The organism is Magnetovibrio sp. PR-2, assembly GCF_036689815.1.
In the GTDB taxonomy this organism is placed as follows: Bacteria; Pseudomonadota; Alphaproteobacteria; order Rhodospirillales; family Magnetovibrionaceae; genus Magnetovibrio.
Window position 1 is genome coordinate 113,078 of record NZ_JBAHUR010000008.1, and the last position, 17,387, is coordinate 130,464.

Annotated in this window: 16 protein-coding genes; 5 read left to right on the top strand and 11 right to left on the bottom strand. The window is 50.7% G+C overall.

Annotated features, from left to right (window positions below):
* Positions 1–19: 19 nt before the first annotated feature.
* Both V5T82_RS11375 and V5T82_RS11380 read right to left on the bottom strand, forming a co-directional pair.
* Positions 20–1,066 (bottom strand): PstS family phosphate ABC transporter substrate-binding protein, encoded by a 1,047-nt coding sequence (locus V5T82_RS11375; RefSeq protein ID WP_332895758.1) that lies wholly within the window; start codon positions 1,064–1,066, stop codon positions 20–22.
* 138 nt (positions 1,067–1,204) lie between these two features.
* Complete coding sequence (locus V5T82_RS11380; RefSeq protein ID WP_332895759.1) at positions 1,205–2,494, bottom strand: ATP-binding protein; 1,290 nt, start codon at positions 2,492–2,494, stop codon at positions 1,205–1,207.
* A gap of 136 nt (positions 2,495–2,630) precedes the next feature.
* On the opposite strand from V5T82_RS11380, the gene V5T82_RS11385 reads away from it, so the two are divergent.
* Together V5T82_RS11385 and V5T82_RS11390 are read left to right on the top strand one after the other, a co-directional pair.
* Positions 2,631–3,023 (top strand): hypothetical protein, encoded by a 393-nt coding sequence (locus tag V5T82_RS11385; RefSeq protein WP_332895760.1) that lies wholly within the window; start codon positions 2,631–2,633, stop codon positions 3,021–3,023.
* A gap of 243 nt (positions 3,024–3,266) precedes the next feature.
* Complete coding sequence (locus V5T82_RS11390) at positions 3,267–3,905, top strand: phosphoadenosine phosphosulfate reductase domain-containing protein (RefSeq protein ID WP_332895761.1); 639 nt, start codon at positions 3,267–3,269, stop codon at positions 3,903–3,905.
* Positions 3,906–4,126: 221 nt separating this feature from the next.
* On the opposite strand, the gene V5T82_RS11395 is transcribed toward V5T82_RS11390, so the two are convergent.
* Both V5T82_RS11395 and V5T82_RS11400 read right to left on the bottom strand, forming a co-directional pair.
* On the bottom strand, positions 4,127–4,762 hold the full coding sequence (locus V5T82_RS11395) for a transglutaminase-like domain-containing protein (RefSeq protein WP_332895762.1): 636 nt from the start codon (positions 4,760–4,762) through the stop codon (positions 4,127–4,129).
* Between the two features lie 84 nt (positions 4,763–4,846).
* A complete protein-coding gene (locus V5T82_RS11400; RefSeq protein WP_332895763.1) occupies positions 4,847–5,641 on the bottom strand; it encodes a metallophosphoesterase family protein in 795 nt (264 codons plus the stop codon).
* 140 nt (positions 5,642–5,781) lie between these two features.
* On the opposite strand from V5T82_RS11400, the gene V5T82_RS11405 reads away from it, so the two are divergent.
* The 3 genes from V5T82_RS11405 to V5T82_RS11415 all read left to right on the top strand — a co-directional run bounded on the left by V5T82_RS11405 (position 5,782) and on the right by V5T82_RS11415 (position 8,603).
* Positions 5,782–6,138 (top strand): nucleotide pyrophosphohydrolase, encoded by a 357-nt coding sequence (locus V5T82_RS11405; RefSeq protein WP_332895764.1) that lies wholly within the window; start codon positions 5,782–5,784, stop codon positions 6,136–6,138.
* A 379-nt stretch (positions 6,139–6,517) separates the two neighbouring features.
* A complete protein-coding gene (locus tag V5T82_RS11410) occupies positions 6,518–7,630 on the top strand; it encodes a peptidoglycan-binding domain-containing protein (RefSeq protein WP_332895765.1) in 1,113 nt (370 codons plus the stop codon).
* A 112-nt stretch (positions 7,631–7,742) separates the two neighbouring features.
* Positions 7,743–8,603 (top strand): tetratricopeptide repeat protein, encoded by an 861-nt coding sequence (locus tag V5T82_RS11415; protein WP_332895766.1) that lies wholly within the window; start codon positions 7,743–7,745, stop codon positions 8,601–8,603.
* Positions 8,604–8,803: 200 nt separating this feature from the next.
* Here the strand turns inward: V5T82_RS11415 and V5T82_RS11420 are convergent, their stop codons facing one another.
* The 7 genes from V5T82_RS11420 to V5T82_RS11450 all read right to left on the bottom strand — a co-directional run bounded on the left by V5T82_RS11420 (position 8,804) and on the right by V5T82_RS11450 (position 17,241).
* On the bottom strand, positions 8,804–9,790 hold the full coding sequence (locus tag V5T82_RS11420) for a hypothetical protein (protein WP_332895767.1): 987 nt from the start codon (positions 9,788–9,790) through the stop codon (positions 8,804–8,806).
* Positions 9,791–9,942: 152 nt separating this feature from the next.
* Positions 9,943–10,455 (bottom strand): FKBP-type peptidyl-prolyl cis-trans isomerase, encoded by a 513-nt coding sequence (locus V5T82_RS11425; RefSeq protein WP_332895768.1) that lies wholly within the window; start codon positions 10,453–10,455, stop codon positions 9,943–9,945.
* A 20-nt stretch (positions 10,456–10,475) separates the two neighbouring features.
* On the bottom strand, positions 10,476–10,829 hold the full coding sequence (locus tag V5T82_RS11430; protein WP_332895769.1) for a hypothetical protein: 354 nt from the start codon (positions 10,827–10,829) through the stop codon (positions 10,476–10,478).
* Between the two features lie 128 nt (positions 10,830–10,957).
* Positions 10,958–12,841: an adenylyl-sulfate reductase subunit alpha gene (gene aprA / locus V5T82_RS11435; RefSeq protein WP_332895770.1), complete on the bottom strand. Its 1,884-nt coding sequence runs from the start codon at positions 12,839–12,841 to the stop codon at positions 10,958–10,960.
* Positions 12,841–13,323 (bottom strand): adenylyl-sulfate reductase subunit beta, encoded by a 483-nt coding sequence (gene aprB / locus V5T82_RS11440; protein ID WP_332895771.1) that lies wholly within the window; start codon positions 13,321–13,323, stop codon positions 12,841–12,843. The genes aprA and aprB overlap by 1 nt, the downstream gene beginning before the upstream one ends.
* A 42-nt stretch (positions 13,324–13,365) precedes the next feature.
* Complete coding sequence (locus tag V5T82_RS11445; protein ID WP_332895772.1) at positions 13,366–14,208, bottom strand: hypothetical protein; 843 nt, start codon at positions 14,206–14,208, stop codon at positions 13,366–13,368.
* A 591-nt stretch (positions 14,209–14,799) separates the two neighbouring features.
* Positions 14,800–17,241 carry an ATP-binding protein gene (locus V5T82_RS11450; RefSeq protein WP_332895773.1) on the bottom strand — a complete coding sequence of 814 codons (2,442 nt, stop codon included), beginning with the start codon at positions 17,239–17,241 and terminating at the stop codon, positions 14,800–14,802.
* Between the last annotated feature and the right edge of the window lie 146 nt (positions 17,242–17,387).

Here is a 17,387-nt window from a genome sequence, read left to right on the forward strand (position 1 = left end):
CAACCATCGCCCAGTGACATTATTTAACGTCGTCGTTGACGTTGTTTGCCAGACCCATTGCCGCTTTTTGGAACTTCATGCGTTCCGCTTTCGGCGCAGGAATCATGCCTTTGTCGGTCAAGTAGCCTTCATCACCCCAAGCTTTTTCGCTGGTGAATTCAGCCAGGTATTCTTTGATACCCGGGACTTTGCCGATGTGTGCGGTTTTCACGTAGAACCACAGCGGGCGAGAAACCGGGTATTTACCGGAAGAGATGTTTTCGAACTTCGGTTCCACACCGTTGATGGTGGAGCCTTGGATTTTGTCAGCGTTTTGGTCCAAGAAGGAGAAGCCGAAGATACCCAGAGCGTTCGGGTTAGCTTCCAATTTTTGAACGATCAGGTTGTCGTTTTCGCCAGCTTCGACGAAAGCGCCGTCTTCACGAACCGTGTGGCACAATGTTTTGTATGCTTTTTTGTCAGACTTTTTCAGAGCTTTGATCCAAGCAAACTTTTTGCAGCCGCCTTCCATGGCGAGGCTAACAAATGCGTCACGGGTACCGGAGGTCGGCGGCGGGCCGAGCACTTCGATTTTCACGTTCGGCAGATCGGAGCGCACGTCTTTCCACGTTTTGTGGGTGTTTTCCATCAGCTTGCCGTCTTCACCAGCGGGGATGTCTTTGGCCAGGGCCAAGAACAGGTCTTTGGTGGTCAGCGCAAATTTGCCAGCTTTTTTGGAGTTGGCGACAACGATGCCGTCATAACCGATTTTAACAGCGGTGATGTCGGTGATGCCGTTTTTGACACACTGAGCAACCTGGGACTTTTTGATGCCGCTCGACGAGTTGGTGATGTCCGGATGGCCTTCACCAATACCTGCGCAGAACAGCTTCAAGCCGCCGCCAGAGCCGGTGGATTCGATCACCGGGGTTTTGAAGGAAGTGGTTTTACCGAATTGTTCGGCCACTGCGGTGGCGAACGGGAAAACCGTGGAAGAACCGACGATGCGGATCTGGTCACGTGCTTGTGCAGTACCTGCAACAACGACGCTGCCGAGTGCAGCGATCATAAGGGTCTTTTTGAACATCTCGTCCAAACTCCTCTAAGGGCTTAAAAAAACTTGTCCTCATACGCACATCATATGCGCGTAAACACTGTCGCAAGCTATTGCCCTGCAGGGTCCCTTTTATGAAAGATATGTTACAGATATGTGACGAGCAAAAAGCTAAGCTTTTTGAGGGTGTTGCGACTTTTCAAGGGGCAGCTGAACCGAAAAAGTAGCCCCTTGTGACAGTTCGCTTGTCACAATCAAGCGGCCGCGGTGGCGATTGATGATGTGTTTGACAATGGCGAGTCCCAAACCGGTCCCTCCCATGGCGCGCGAACGGCTTTTGTCGATGCGGTAAAACCGCTCTGTCAGGCGTGACAGGTGCTCAGGTGCGATTCCCTCACCTTGGTTGGTGACGGAGACCTCGACCCCCGGCTCGCCGGTGTCTTGCATGTTGTTCACCAAAGCCGCTTTGAGGTTCACAGGACTATCGCTTGCGCCGTACTTCACAGCGTTATCGACCAAGTTCTGGAACACTTCACGCAATTGGTCTTCATCACCGTAAACTTCTGGGAAGTCGTGGGGGCACGTCAGCACCAGCGAAATGTTCTTCTTGTCGGCCCTGATCTGAATGGAATCGACGACAGCTTCTAAGATTTTGGGCAAGGCGACCTTTTCCTTCGGTCGGATGTGTTCGCGAATCTCAATTTTCGACAGAGACAACAAATCATCAATCAGGCGCGCCATGCGCCGGGCTTCGCCGTCCATAATGCCTAAGAAACGTTGACGCGCCTGTGGGTCGTCTTCAGCCGACGTTTGCAGTGTTTCGATAAAGCCGCTGACCGACGCCAAGGGAGAGCGCAGTTCGTGCGAGGCGTTGGCGACGAAGTCCGCGCGCATGGTTTCGGCATGCTTCAAAGCGGTCACTTCGTGCAGCGCCATCACCGCGCGCACAGCCAAGGCTTGGCCCTTGGGCACCGACATAATTTGCAGCTGATAGCTGCGGCGCACCGGCAGCTCGAATTCGACGTCTTTCGCACCGCTCGACTGATGACCCGCGACCGTGTTTTTCAGCGTGTCTTGGATGTGGGGTTGGCGCATCACCAAGCAGATGTCACGCCCGTGAATGGCGGAGCCCAACAATTCGTCCGCCGCCCGGTTGGCCGCCACCACGCGACGGTGTTTATCCAACAACAGCACCGGATCGGGCAGTGCGTCCAAAATGACCGAGGCCAAGGTGGTATCGACTTTGGTGACGGGTTCGGGGAACACACGCGCTTGCTTAAAACCCGCCCACACCGCGCCTGCGCCAATCACGATCACGGACAGCCAAATTTCGTGCGTGCTGAACTGATCGTCCGCCGAAAACGCGGCCAACAGGGTAAACCCCGGGACCAGCGCCATCAGCGGCGAAAAGGAAAATTCGGACGGCACAAAACGGCGCATGAAGTATCGAACCTCGCTCATTAATCGTCTAAGCCCATACCATGCTTTGTGTTCGCCGCCAAGGCAGGGCTTGAGCGCTGAAGAGACGCTGCAAAACGTATCCGTTTGACGTTAATGTATGTTATACACGTTTTGCGCATACTGGCGTGGACCTCCCGTGCCCGAAACCAAACGATCGGAGAAAAAAATGGGGCTCAAAGACCCACTTCCGACAGATCTGAAAACAGACTTAATCGAAATCAAAACCGAACCTGGGCCCAGGTGTCTGTGCCATTCGCACATGGCGGACGAAGCCACCAACCTGATCGCCGAACTGGCGCACCCCGATCGTCTCATGATTATGACGTTGCTTCATGACATGGGAGAGTTACAGGTTGATGAACTCCTCGACATCATCGGCGGCAAGCGCGACGACCTTGCCCAGCATTTAGGCCACTTGCGCGAACAATGCTTGATCACCACCCTGCGCAAAGACGACAAGACCTATTACACCTTGGACAGCCCCTATGCAGCGACGCTGATCATGGCGCTCGGCACGGCACAACGCTAAAGCGTTTGCCAAACCGCACCTATTTCATAGCAAATCTATGTAAATAGAGGCTTTTTCGCGCAACTTTATTACCCTTCCAAATCCCCAAAACCGTCTTAGATTTCAAAGCACTAATACAATGTTACTACTTTAGAAAAAACCGAAATAAACTTTATTTTGTAAGCACTTAGCTTTTTGATTTAGACTGCCTCAACACGCCCACAAAGGGCGGCGAGGCAAAACGTAATTTGGGGAAGTTTAAGTATGATCGAATGCACATCTGTTGACAGTGCAGAATTGAAGCAAGCCTGCGAAGACATGGCGTGCCTGGATTTGTTGGAATTCTTAATCAAAGAAAAATTCCCGGGACGCATCGCCATGACCGCATCTCTGCGCGCGCGCTCCACCATCGTCCAGCAAATGGTGGCGGAGGTTGATCCGAACGTTCCGATCATCTATTGCAACGCGGGCAAAGTGTTCCCCGAAAGCGAAGAGTTCAAAACCGACATCGTCAAACGTTTTGGATTCACCAATGTGTTAAGCCCCGTCGGCGACAACGAAAGCCAAATTCAAAAAGGCGATTTGGACCACATCGAATGGGTCAAAGCCCAATACGACCGCGCCACCGACGGCACCCAAGAAGCCATGCACTTAAACGCCACGCTGGCCCCCTATGACTGCTGGATCAGCGCCGTCTATCACTATGACCAAGACCGTTCCACCCGCACCCGGGTGGAACGCGAAGGCCGCTTGATCCGCGTGAACCCCTTGTTGGATTGGGATCAGGACCGCTGTCAGACCTTCATGGAAGAGTTTAATTTGCCCTATCACAAACTGGCCAAAGCGCCGGTGGATATGGAGCAACAACACGGCGACGGAACGGAGTTCCCGACCTACGCTTAAGACGCCTCATACATCGCGACCAAACAAAAACGCCCTTCGATTTTGGAGGGCGTTTTTTATCATTTTTATTGTCGCTCCTGCGAAGGCAGGAGCCTATGGGCCTCTCGGCTTAAAGTCACTAACAAACACGTCTAAGCAGTCGCCCATGGACCCCGGATCAAGTCCGGGGTGACGGAGGATGGGGAAGCTGTTGAGCTTAACCTGAACAGTTGAATACTGACTTACATCTGCACGATATCAATCATGTTCTTCTGAACGTCTTTAACGGTGTCGTACGTTTCCAACATCTCCACCACCTCTTTCATGGGCGTGGCCCAGACCGGGTCGAAGTTGATCTCGCCGGGCTCTTTGCCTGTCCAGGCGAGGTGTTCGTTGGGGGGCGTAAACTGGGCATCGACACCGTCTGTGTTGCCACGTGCGTCCATGCGATACCAGCCCAAGCGCGGCAGGTGCACCACGTTGAGACCATGCAAGACATAACGCGTGCCGTCGTCGGCGCGCAGACGCTGATACGTCATACCGGCTGGCACCCCGTTGGCGCGCAGAAGGGCCGCGAGCAAATGGCTTTTGGCAAAACAAAAGCCCGTGCGGTGCTCAAGCACATCGGACGCTTTGCACGTCACAGGTCCCTCACCCACATCGCCGGTATGTGCAACTTCATCGCGCACCCACTCATAACACGCGCGCGTGATGTCTTCGTCGTCCATCAAACGAAAGGCCAATATCTCGGCCTGATCTTGGATGGCGGGATGGGTGGCGTCAATTTGGGGACAGTCCGCCAAGAACGGATCGTACTTGGCAACGTCCAGAGGTTTGGGCAGCGGTCTTTGAAGGGGGGCGGAAATAGCCTGCATCATGCTGGCACCCTTGTCACGTTTCTTAGCTTTTTCGACCGCACATAACCATGTAGCTGTGACAGCTGCATGAATCTAAAGTGAATCTTAGCTTGCAGCTTTCAACGTTTCCAAAGGTGCAACCTCCAACGTGGTGTCGAAGTGCCCTGCGTCTTCGTTCCAGCGGTGCAGGTGATAGACGGGCTGTCGCACTTGGTCGGGCGGAAAGTCGCCCAAACGGTTGTCCGGCGGCAGGCTGGGCACGCACGTCGCCATGCAAGTGCCGAGCTTCACTTGAAAGTCCCGGTGCATGTGGCCGCAAAACATCTGCACGATTTGTGTGTTCTTCGCCACCGTGTCCAAGAACGCTTCGGCCAGAACTTGATCGTCGAAGGGGAACGGATACGCGGACGTGGTGACTTCAAACGGCGGGTGGTGCATGAACAGCGCCGTTTTGCGCTCAGGCTGTTCGTCCAACAGTTTTTGCAACACGCCCAAACGCACCGAGCACGTTGCCCCTTTGTTGTTTTCGCGGTTTTGCGTGTCCATGGCGATGAGGCGTATGGGATAATCTTCCACGCTGTAGATCAAAAAGCCCTCGTGCAGCTCCGCCTTGCCGAAGTGGCTCAAACACGTCACCAAGTTTTCGCGTTGATCGCGGTTGCCGAGGGAGAAATAAACCGGAATGCCGATGCCGTCAAAAATCTGATGTACGTGGGCATAAAGCTCTTCGGTGCCGCCGTGGGTGGCGTCGCCCGTGTGCAAGATCAGGTCGGGCTTTTCGTCCAAGCTTTTGATGTGCGCGACAAAGGCTTTGGTGACGTCGATACGGTCGGGCCCGTCGGGCATGTTTTTGTCCATCTCCCCACCGATGTGGGTGTCGGAAATCTGAGCAATCAGCATGAAGTGGTCCGTGTCCTTTTGGGCTTGGAATCCAGTAGAATAGAAGTTATCGCTAATATACGACATTTTGGCGCGCGAGCGACGGAAAATGCGCTATTTTTATCGGGTTGAGATTCCCTTTTGAAATGAAAGAGATGGGCATGAGCCAACTGATCAATGACCTGACCGAGCGCCTGATTGCGTTTCGCGACGCCCGCGATTGGCGCCAATTTCACAGCCTCAAAGACTTGATCGCGTCCGCGAGCATCGAGGCCGGAGAGCTCTTAGAGCTCACCCAATGGAAAGACGCCGCTGAGCTGGAAGCCAAAGTCGACGACCCAGACTTCCGTGCACGGCTGAGCGAAGAGGTCTCTGACGTGTTTTTGTACCTGCTGCTCATCTCCGAGCGCGCCGGAATAGACCTCGTCACCGAAGCCCACAAAAAAATCGTCAAGAACGATGAGAAATACCCGGTGGAGAAAGCCAAGGGGAATGCGCGGAAGTATACGGAGTTGTGAAGGGTGAGCACATCTTCAGCTACACCTGATCGCTAGGTAAAAAAGGGCCGTTGCTGCGCACATTCCTCAAAACGAAATAAGGCAAAGGATATGTCTTTGCCATAACAGAGCAAAATGCCTAGAAAACCTGAATAGGAAAATATACTTGACACTGTTCGTGTTTTGTTCTATTCATGAGTTCAAGGTGCTTCTGCCATGCTCTTTTTGAGGGTTTTGGACACAAGACGGCGCAGCTCGATATATATGTGGCGCGCCCACGGCTCATGGATGCCCTCGGGTATTGGCAGAGCATCTCCCACTTTTGTTGAACCCGGCACGCTCGGGAACCGCGCTGTTTGGCGTGTGTGTTTCTGCATGCCCATTGACTAGGAATACAGTCATGAACAACCGAATGAACCTTAACGCCATGTTGGCCGCCAGTGCAGCAGCCAATCCTGCCGACGTCCTATCGGTCAAACACGCTCTGTCAGACCTGGGCTTTTACGAAGCTCCTGAGTGGGGTGTCAGCGAATACCCTGACCGGGGCCTGTTCGATGCCATTCGCCAATTCCAAGAAACCAGCGGCTTGCGTGTCGATGGCGAGATGAAGCCGGGCGGAGAGTCTGAAACTATGCTCAAGGCTATGGCCCAAAGCGTACGCCAACAAGGCCGCTACGGCGACACCATATTGGCCCATATCACCCCAGCGGAAGCCAACCTGCTCGACCGGGTAACGGATGGTGGGTCCATCAATCCTGTGACAGGGCTACCAGAGTTCAATATTCACGGTGTAGATATCGGCTTCGACGATGACGACAGTATGAGTGATGACGACTTCTGGGGAGGGTATGAAAGTGCAATGGGCGCTTATGATGCTCAAAACACCCATGGAACCGGAGGCTTTCAAAACGACAGTGGCGGCGACAATGAAAACAGCCAACTCCAAGCCAAAGGAAATCAGGGCCAAGAAACACCTGGCGGTATGCTATCGACGAAATCTGTGCCGACCATGACTGTCAACAAAGATGAGGAGAAAGCAAAAGATCTAGCCGAACGCCAGAACCGCGCCGCTCTTATTCAACTAAAAGAGGAGGAAGACGAAAAAGAAACTCTGGGAGCGGACCCAATGTCCTCGATTAAGGACGCTCCGGTATCTGTGAACGAAGAAAATACGACTGTGCGTGGTGGTTATAATCAGCCCCAAACCATCGAAGATGTCGAACGCGAAAATCAGGCGATCATGGATCGATCAGATCAGTTGGCAGCGGAGCAAAAGTCGGAATCATCAAAACCTTCGACACAACAATCGAACGATGTTGAAGCGACCCGGAGTTTTCTGCAGGACTGGATGGAAAACCTTGCAAAGAAAGCAGCTGGTGCACCTCCTATTGGTTCACCCCGCAAGGGATTGAACACAACTACACCATATAACCTTCTAGATGGCCCAGTTTCTTTGAGTACCCCCCCCCGCACCTCCGCCAGATATGAGGCTAGATTCATACAAGCAACTTAACGGTTATGGCGGTGGAAAACACAACGCAAACCCAAAGTTGAACGATCCTATGAACCCACATTATAATAGTATCTTCGATGTTTATAGGTGAGCCATAAACCGAGGCGCATTGATGTTCAAAATATTTTTTGTTGTCAGTCTTTGCCTATTTTTGCTTGTTCCACCACCAGTTTTGGCTGGTGTAGCGGAAGGCAAGGCAGCTTTTGTAAAACAAGATTATGAACTGGCTTACAAAGAGTGGCTTCCTGTGGCCGAAGCAGGTCACCCGGAAGCCGCATACTTGATTGCCATGATGTATCGTGAGGGGCTAGGTGTCGAAACCGACCAATCACTTGCGTTGTCATGGCAGCGCAAAGCCGCTGAACTAGGGCATCCGAGGGCTCAATACTTGCTTGCAAGGCGATATGCTGAAGGTGATGGCTTTATTAAAGACCAGAATCAATTTCTATACTGGCTTGTTAAATCGGCAGAAGGGGGATTTGACTTTGGTCAGATGGTGCTGGCGCGGATGCACTTGCACGGTCAACTCGTGGAGAAAAATCCGCAACGGGCATTTGAGTTGTTGGAAAAATCAGCCAGCCAGGGTTTTGCTGAGGCACAATATCACCTTGGCACCCTTTATGAAACTGGCGTAGGCACGAAGCTCGACAAGCCATCGGCATTTCATTGGTACGAGAGTGCGGCTTATAAAGGCAATGCAAGAGCACAATCCGAGCTTGGCGTAGCTTACGCGGAAGGTAAAGGTGTCGAGCGAGATTTAACCAAAGCTGTGGAATGGATCAGTCGCGCTATACTGAATGGTGATGATACGCGAGAAATTTTCTTACTTGCCTTGATCATTGACGAAAGCGAAGAAAGAGTGCGTGAAAATATAAATAAGCCAGAATTTGTCGCTCAAAGAATTGAAATCGTAGATCAAAAATACTTTGGAATTGAGCCATTTAAATTGCTTATTGGGAAATACGCTGAATAGTATTGGGGGATGAATTACAGCAATGGTATGGACGGCCCCAACGGACTCTAGATGAGCCATACTGGTGAGTGTCACAACTATCCACTAAAGGGAGCGCCCTAACAATGCGGTCAGAGTTAATTGATTTAGCTGAAGTCGTTCAGACTTGATCTCAAAGACGCCACGTCAAAACCGGGAACTGTCAGATCAGGTCGCGACTACTACAAATAAGGTCTAAAATTATTTTTGACCCAAATTTCTATAACCGCCAAGTCTCCTTTTGATAAGTGAGGAAGTATGCCGTTCATTCTGGACAGGGCTTCTTCTCCACCTCCATTCTTATGGGCACGTTGATACCAAAAGTAGGCCATGGAAATGTCCTGGTGAAATTGATCTCCGATTTCTAATCGTCGGGCGAGTTCAAATTGTGCATGAAGGTCACCTTTATCGGCTTTGTCGACAAGTACAGCCTGGGAGAAGCGCTTGTTACTTCTCTCAGGAAGTGCCCGTTTTTGCTTATCTTGAGCATCAAAACCAACCAATTTGGCGAATGTGACAAGCTCCCTTATTTTTGGATTTTCCTCAGATCGTTTTTTTATCTCTTGCGCCATACGCAACGCTTTTTTTGCGTCGGCAGACTTAAACTTTGTGGCCCAGTCAATGCCATCTTGCATGAAGCGCGAAATAATCGTCGGTCGTCCGTCCGTAAGGCGGCACTCTGTGATGGCCCGCATCCAAACGTCATGCTCCGAGCCCTCGTCAACTGCGATATAGGCCAAAAACGCAGATTGATGGCGAAGAACATCCAAGAATTCGGCTGAATAAATGGGTTGGGTAATTCTGTCATATGCGCACATTTTTTCAATGTACTCATCATCTGAAACGCCTTCGGGGACACCTGTCGACGCGGATGGAAAACCGGTTACACGCTCAAGAATGCGATCCAAGATGAGGTCAAGAGATTGTTCGTCTTGAGCCTCGAAAGCGACTTTGGCTTTTTGGACCAAAGCTTGTATCGACGGCTGATCCGATGTTTCGGCGAAGGAAAAATGTGGAAATAGGCTAACGACGAGCAACAGAGCCCCCGCCACTAACGGGCCTAAATCAATCAATCCGCGCTTAGCTGCCAAGTTGCAGGCCAACACGGCCAATAGGGATTGGCTTTCGGTAAGGTTGGAGCGATCCCTTTTGAGTTGCGTCTGCATCATACACATTCCCCTTGAGTGTGCAGCCATCATACGACCTTCGCACGAGCCAAGTCACCCCAATTTGGCGTTTAGACAATCGCGCCCACGACCAACAAAAAAACGGCGGAGCACCCTGCTCCGCCGTTTGGCAATCTCAGACCTAAACCCACCGCTCAGTTGATCGGGACAGCGTTGTCCATGTTGATGTTGGGGGTGTCTTCTACGGCTCCGCCGTATTCGATTTCTTCTTCCGTGGCGGCGCGGACGTTGAGGACTTCGAGCTTGAAGATCACCATGCGGCCACACAGCGGGTTGTTGCCGTCGATGGTCAGCGTTTTGTCGTCCATGCGCGTCACGATGAAGTTTTTCGGCTCGCCTTTGGAGTTTTCCATGGTGATGGTCATGCCGATTTCACGGTACTCTTCGGGCACGTTTTCAAGCGCGTCCGTGAACACCAGGTTTTCATCGCGCGGGCCATAGAGCACGTTGCAGTCGATGGGGACTTCGATGATGTCGCCCTTCTTCTTACCGGCGAGCTCGGACGTCACGCTGTCGTCCAGGGCACAGTCGCAGCCGTGCACGTAGCCGATGGGATATTCCACAGCAATCAGCTGTTCACCGGTCTTTTGGTCGATGACCTTGTAGCTCAGCTCGACGAACTTATCGTCTTCAATTTTTTCGCTCATGTCAGACTTGTTCCCACACCTTAGAAGATGGACGCGCCAAAGACTTTGATTTCGTCTTTGTCATTATAGCCCAAAACCAAGCGGCCCAGCCACTCGCCTTCTTTTTTGGTGGAGCGCACCCGGTACAGCACCGTGATGTGCTCTCCACGGCGGATCATGCCGAGGTGGTCGTAAACTTCGGACAAGGAGCGCGTCAGCTCCGAGCGCGCGAATTGTTTGCCGATTTCGACTTCGTTCAAGCCTTGGACCAAGGTGTAATCGAAGTTGCGGATGAACTTGCCGTACTCGCCCGCATTGGAAAAGCGGATCATGTCTTGCCACATGGGCTCGGCCACGGCGAGGATTTCTTCGTCAGAAAGATCAATAATGTTCATGTGCGTTCTCTATTCAACTGGGGGCATGACCTTGCCAGGGAGCAAAAAAAAGATCAACACCTGAGCGTTGATCTTTTTTAAGGCTCCGGCGGGAGCTCCTGATGAAGCTCTCGCCGGGTGTTTTCATGTTACTCAGCAGCTGCTGCAGTTTCGTCTTCGACGAGGTGGTACAGCGGTGCTTTTTCCATGGTGTATGCGCCGGTTTGCGGATCACGACGCGACACGGTCAGGACGTGCCAGTTTTCGTCATCCACTTTCATGGCGTCACCACGGTAGTAGTAACCCGGCCAACGCGTTTCTTTACGGAACAGCGTGTGCTGCATCACGCACTCAGAGGTGCGATGACGGTGCTTGACTTCCCAAGCGCGCAGCAGTTCGTGAAGGTCGGAAGCCGCAACTTTTTCAAGATCTTCTTCCAAAATCTTCATTTTCATGAGGCCGATGCTCAACAGTTTGTCGTTGGTCATGTAGCTAACCGTCACACCGCCAGCGTATTCGTCCATCAGCTTTTGCAGACGGTCGAGAGCTTGACGCGGGTTGATGTAGTTCGGGTTAACAGAACCAGCAACAATGTCGTTGCGATGGATTTTGTAGTGTTCCATCGGCTTGTAGACTTCTTCCTTCAGCTTGTTGATTTGGCTGTCGGTGACGCGGATGCCTTCGGCTTTGCCGTCGTCGATGTACTTACAAGCAGATTTCGCAGAGATACGACCTTCGGTGAACGAACCGGAAGAGAACGCGTGCGGCGTGCCGCCAACTGCGTCACCGGCGCCGAACAGACCTTCGACGGTCATCATGCGGTTGTAGCCCCACTGGTATTCCGGCGGAGAAATGTCTTCCGGACCCGAGCACCATGCGCCGCAACCGGTGGCGTGCGAACCCATAACGTACGGTTCGGACGTGGTCAGTTCCGGGTTTTGGTATTTCGGATCGACGTCGGTTGCTGCCCACAAGACAGCTTGACCAACGGTCATGCCCAAGAAGTTGTGCCAACCGATTTCTTCCAGGTGCGGATCTTGGAAGGAGTGCATGGTGACCATGTGGATCGGACCGCGGCCAGCGTTGACCTCGTTGATGATCGCGTGGTTACGCAAGCACGTCGGGATCGGACGGTGGGTCGCGTGGGACAGTTCCGGATCCAAGTATTCTTTACCGACCATTTTTTGCAGGGCCGGGAACCACTTGGATTCGTACTCTTCGCCATATGCGTTTTGGGTGTAGGTTTTGAGGTGCAAGAAGTAAGCACCAACCGGACCGTAACCGTCTTTAAAGCGCGCCAGCACGATGCGGTTTTCCATCTGGGTCATTTTTGCACCAGCGTTGATCATCAACGCGTATGCAGAACCAGAGGACCACGGAGCGTACCAAACACGGCCAGCACCTTCGCCCACGGAACGCGGTTTGAAGATGTTGGAAGCGCCACCAGCACCGCAAACAACGGTTTTGGATTTAAAGACGTGGAAGTTACCCGTACGAACGTTGAAACCAACAGCACCGGCAACGCGGTTTTCTTTGGCTTCGTCCATCAGCAAGTGGGTGACGGCAACACGGTTGTAAACTTTGTCAGCGGATTTTTTCGCTGCTTCAGCAACAAGCGGCTTGTAGCTTTCACCGTGGATCATGATCTGCCAGCGACCTTCACGCAGGAAGGAGCCTTTTTCCAGATCACGCATGATCGGCATGCCCCACTCTTCGAATTGGTGAACAGCGGAATCGACGTGACGTGCCATATCAAACAGCAAGTCTTCGCGAACCATGCCCATCAAATCGATGCGCGCGTAGCGCACGTGGTCTTCCGGGTTGTTCTCGCCAAAGCGGGTACCCATGTAGCAGTTGATCGCGTACAGACCTTGAGCAACAGCACCGGAGCGATCGATGTTTGCTTTTTCGGCAATCACGATCTTTTTGTTTTGACCCCAGTAGCGGGCTTCGAAAGCTGCACCAGTACCGCCAAGGCCAGCACCAGCGACGAGGATGTCGATATTGTCTTCGACGATAGTTTTGTAAGCCATTAGTACTGGACCCCTTCAACAATCTTCAAGCCGTTGGTTTCCAGCGTGTGGATCCCGCCGTCATCCATGCGGATGTACTTCGGCTCGTTATACAGATATTGGCTGTCGCGTTGTTCTTGGGTCGGTGCCGGAACGTCACGCAATTGCGGGATGTACTTGCCCCACGGCTTGGTGGTGATCGGAGCCAAGAGGCTGAGATCTTTCTTGCCATTGCGGAATTTGATGCGCCAGGCAATAACACCTTTTTCTTCGTCGCGCACGGCGCGAACGCTGTGACCCAACGGTGCGAAGTCGGCGTAACCACGAACGTCGATGGCGTTTTGCGGGCACGCTTTCACGCAAGAATAGCATTCCCAGCACATGTTCGGTTCGATGTTGTACGCACGGCGATACGTCGTATCGATGTGCATGATGTCAGACGGGCAGATATCAACACAGTGTCCGCAGCCGTCGCATCGTGTCATATAGACAAAAGTAGGCATAATTCGTTTCCTTCCCTGTTCGAAAGAATCTTGCAGGTTAACTTAGTAGTGCTTGGGTTTCTCACGCTTGATACCGAGGCCCATGTAGGACGGGTTGGTACCCATGTATTCCGGAATGTCCGGATAGCGTTTTTGAATTTCGCTGCTCGTCAGATCGAAATCTTCCGGCAAGTTCTCACGAGAACCGTCAGCTTTGATCACGCGTTTGTTGAACGCAGCAGCCGGTTTGAAGAACATGTGAGCGAATTTGGACCACAGCACACCGCCAAACAAGAATGTTGCGGAGATGATGAACAGAGCCAAGAAGATGGTCGTCCACATGGCATCGCCTTTGGATTGCATGATGGACCACAACAGACCGAAGGTCGTGGTGCCCAGCAGAGACAAGATAAACAAGTCAGCCTGGACGATGCGGAACAAAGACACAGCTTCGGCAGATACATCAACGCGGATGAAGAACCAGAACCAGTAACCGCCGACCATGACCATGATCGCACCCAGGTGCCACAGTTGAGCAACAATTGCCGGAGCTTCGCCGGTGTAGGCAAAGGTCAGCGCAACGGTGCTCACGATGAACAAGATAAAGCCCCACATCATCAGCATGTGAGAGATGCGACGCATCGGGTTGCAGAATTCACCAGCCGTTGCCACGTCTACGGTAGCGACTTTAACGGCGATGCCGATTTTGTCGCCTGCGCCGAGTTCACGCACACGGTTGGCTTCAGCCTGTTTGGCTTTAGCAAAAAAGTATTTAGCGCTTTTCTTATGGATCATGTCGTAGATCGTCATACCGACAACCAAGATAGCCATCAAAATGACATAGCCTTGGATCATCTCGGCAGAGATCGTCTCCGTAAGCGCAGCGAATGGATTACTGGCGAACATTAATTCCTCCCATGTTGCAGCCTTCCGGCTCGCAATAGTTATTTGTCACACTTATTGCAAGCCACGTTCATTAGCGGATCAGTATATAAATCAAATGTCATTTGACAATCAGTTTGATGGCTTGACTCGCAATTAAATTCGGAAGTTCTCATATAAGAAAAACCTGAAATTATTTTATATATTAATTTCAATATATTAAACCATAGTTTAGAGTAATAATTACTAGTATTAAGGTTGTTTTGCGGGTGCGAAATGTTCGTTTTCCCACATGAATTCTGAACATTTGATGCTCGATTCATATGCTGCAGAGCACAAAAATTACATGCTGCGGAGCACAATTACATGTGTTTTGGAGGCCGAGTCTGGCAGTCGGTTTCCAGCTCATCGTGCAAGCCGCGATCACTCCCCAAAGGCCTCTATTTGAGACGTCGAGAGGGGGGAGATATATCTTCATTGAACAGGAGGACGAACACCCCGCCTCGGTTTCGCTTTCTGTTCTTATGCAGGCATGTGACTGACCTGCTCGCGTTGATCAGTTCCGCCCTATAAAGGACCTTTTGCACATATCATGAGAGAAACAGAACGGTTTGCTCAAAGCGGGAGGTCATCAAGGGCTTGAACTATGAGCTTCTCTTTCCCGACTGTATAGCGCGCCATATCAAAATCTAATTCAACAAAATGCTTAACCCAAAGGTCTTTCATGAGCTCCCTTAAATGGTCCTGTTCTTCCTTGCTGTGCGTTTCATCCCAAAACTTGCAGAGTTCATCGACACGTCTCAACAGTTCGTCATGCTCAGCTTTGTGTTTGTCATATCCCGGATATTCGCAGATTTTCATCACAGTCTCTTCGCGTTGGAAGTGAGACTTCATGTATTCGACTAGCCCATGTAGCGCTTCATCCAATTCAGAGAGTGGCAAATTGTTATGAATAACGCGGTTGTATATCAAAACAATCCTTTGATGGTCGTTATCGAGTTCATCAATGCCCGTATATAAGTGTTCGCCCCAAACTAAGGCATAAGCATTTGTTGCCAATGGGACATCTAGCCAGAATGTACTGCCCTTACCTTCAGCACTTTCAAACCCAATCGCACCACCTAAACGTTCAATAATCAACTTGGAAACGTTCAGTCCAATCCCTGTTCCTTCTTGGGCAATGTATGCGTCTGAACCAAGCCGATGGAACATCTTGAAGACCTGACCATGATCTTCATTTGGTATTCCAATGCCAGTATCACGAACAAAGATGCGTAAATACCCCTGAGGGGTATGTTTCATTTCAATGGATACTTTGCCACCAGACTTGTTGTAACGAATAGCGTTAGACAACAGATTAAGGAGGACCTGTTTGAGCCTGATTTGATCTGTTCGAACAAATGTGAAAACTGCTTCCGACTGATGAGCAATCAAAGAAATATCATTCGCAATGGTGAGAGGCTGAGATAACTCGACACACTCTTTAATGAGCACATTTGCATCAATCTCTTCGACCTTAACATGCATCTGATTTGCTTCAATCTTCGATAGATCAAGGACTTCATTAACCAGGACAAGCAGATAATTCCCTCCTTCCAAGATGGAAGATAAGTAACTTTTATATTGCTCTGTTAAAATCTGTTTGGGATCCATTTCCAACATCTGAGCAAATCCAAGAACAGCGTTTAATGGTGTCCTTAATTCATGGCTCATGCTTGCTAGAAATTGAGATTTTGCTCGATTGGCTTCTTCAGCCTCTCGTTTTGCTTCTCGTAACAAGCTATTCACATTTTGACGTTCTGATACATCCATACTGATCCCGAGAGCACGGTTCGCCATACCATCTTCAATATCTGAAAACTCAGCAACAATAAAAACCCAGCCTTCATGTCCATCAGGTTTCAGAAAACGAAAATCCGACTTAAAGGTTTCGTTTGATTCTCTTGCTTTTAAAAATGATCTTTCAATCGAACTTGCTTCATTGGGATGTAGGAGATTTCGCCAGTCTTCAAACTTGTTTGTAAAGGTGCTTTGCTCGATCCCAAAGATGCGAAACATCTCATCATTCCAATCAAGATAATCGTTGTTGAAATCATACTCGAAGACACCAATACCTCCTCCAGACGTGGCTATTGATAATCTTTTAGCGAGCTTTGAGACTTCTCTAAATTGATTGGAAATTCTGCTATATGCGAACACAGCTAAGGCCGTGAATGCCGTGCAAAGTATAGCCAAAATCGTCAAATGATGTGCTTCGCTCTGCGTCCATGATTCTGTAAAGTGTGCTTTAGGGTATCCTACGACCAATACCAAATCACTTACGTTTATAGGGCTCCATTGAACAGTGCGTTGAACAAAATCTGTTTTTGTTGCCGTTATATCGGCAATGCCATTGCTATCTATTCCTTGCGCTACCATGGCCGCAACCAATGGGCCATCAGATAAGTCGCGCCCCAAAAGCTCCGGTTTAAAGGGTTCGCGCACCCACAAACGGAAATCAGAAGCCCTCACGAGTGCCATTGACGTTTTGTCAGGAAGTTCCAATTCACGCCAAAACTTGCGTATCGGATCAACGTTCACGCAGGCGGCCATCCATCCTGCCATGTTCGGCAGCATATGAGCAATTGGGGCCATGACTGTCCCAGTAGATATCCACTTTGTTGGCCCAATTTCAAAGACCTTACTCTCAGCCCCTTTCAAAGAATCAATAAGCTCAATTTGACCGCAATCGAGAGCTCGAGATTGGTAAAGTGTTGAATTGTCCGCAGAAACAGTTAAAAGGCCAAGCAAGCAACTCTCATCTGAACTCGTTTCGCATTGGCTGTTATAAGCGGGGACAAATCCGGTTCTGCCAACATGAGTTGCGATATCCCCCAAACGTTGTTTGTACCCAGACAGAAAGACTTGGTTAGTAAGCCGGTTGTCTTTGAGAACAAGCTCAATGCTCTCTTCAAATGACACCTTGGATTTTTTGTATCCGTCAAACACCTCCCAAGTGAGGAGGGCAAGAAAACACAGAGATACAATCACCAGGATTGTTATTGAAGACTTGTTCATATGTCCTCCCCGCGAGGTTGCGAACAAACCAAGTATAGTCACACAGATGTCGCGGTGAAAAGGTCTCAAATATATTTCAAATTTGGCCATATGAAATGTTGTGATGTGTCCGACGAGCTATGGAAAAAAGTGCCCCTTCACATCGC

What these genes read in the sequence shown, in the direction of transcription:
- V5T82_RS11415 (WP_332895766.1), top strand. Translation starts at nt 7,743, where the DNA reads ATGTTCAAAATATTTTTTGTTGTCAGTCTTTGCCTATTTTTGCTTGTT.
- V5T82_RS11400 (WP_332895763.1), bottom strand. Translation starts at nt 5,641, where the DNA reads ATGCTGATTGCTCAGATTTCCGACACCCACATCGGTGGGGAGATGGAC.
- V5T82_RS11410 (WP_332895765.1), top strand. Translation starts at nt 6,518, where the DNA reads ATGAACAACCGAATGAACCTTAACGCCATGTTGGCCGCCAGTGCAGCA.
- aprB (WP_332895771.1), bottom strand. Translation starts at nt 13,323, where the DNA reads ATGCCTACTTTTGTCTATATGACACGATGCGACGGCTGCGGACACTGT.
- aprA (WP_332895770.1), bottom strand. Translation starts at nt 12,841, where the DNA reads ATGGCTTACAAAACTATCGTCGAAGACAATATCGACATCCTCGTCGCT.
- V5T82_RS11425 (WP_332895768.1), bottom strand. Translation starts at nt 10,455, where the DNA reads ATGAGCGAAAAAATTGAAGACGATAAGTTCGTCGAGCTGAGCTACAAG.
- V5T82_RS11380 (WP_332895759.1), bottom strand. Translation starts at nt 2,494, where the DNA reads ATGAGCGAGGTTCGATACTTCATGCGCCGTTTTGTGCCGTCCGAATTT.
- V5T82_RS11450 (WP_332895773.1), bottom strand. Translation starts at nt 17,241, where the DNA reads ATGAACAAGTCTTCAATAACAATCCTGGTGATTGTATCTCTGTGTTTT.
- V5T82_RS11445 (WP_332895772.1), bottom strand. Translation starts at nt 14,208, where the DNA reads ATGTTCGCCAGTAATCCATTCGCTGCGCTTACGGAGACGATCTCTGCC.
- V5T82_RS11375 (WP_332895758.1), bottom strand. Translation starts at nt 1,066, where the DNA reads ATGTTCAAAAAGACCCTTATGATCGCTGCACTCGGCAGCGTCGTTGTT.
- V5T82_RS11395 (WP_332895762.1), bottom strand. Translation starts at nt 4,762, where the DNA reads ATGATGCAGGCTATTTCCGCCCCCCTTCAAAGACCGCTGCCCAAACCT.
- V5T82_RS11420 (WP_332895767.1), bottom strand. Translation starts at nt 9,790, where the DNA reads ATGATGCAGACGCAACTCAAAAGGGATCGCTCCAACCTTACCGAAAGC.
- V5T82_RS11430 (WP_332895769.1), bottom strand. Translation starts at nt 10,829, where the DNA reads ATGAACATTATTGATCTTTCTGACGAAGAAATCCTCGCCGTGGCCGAG.
- V5T82_RS11405 (WP_332895764.1), top strand. Translation starts at nt 5,782, where the DNA reads ATGAGCCAACTGATCAATGACCTGACCGAGCGCCTGATTGCGTTTCGC.
- V5T82_RS11390 (WP_332895761.1), top strand. Translation starts at nt 3,267, where the DNA reads ATGATCGAATGCACATCTGTTGACAGTGCAGAATTGAAGCAAGCCTGC.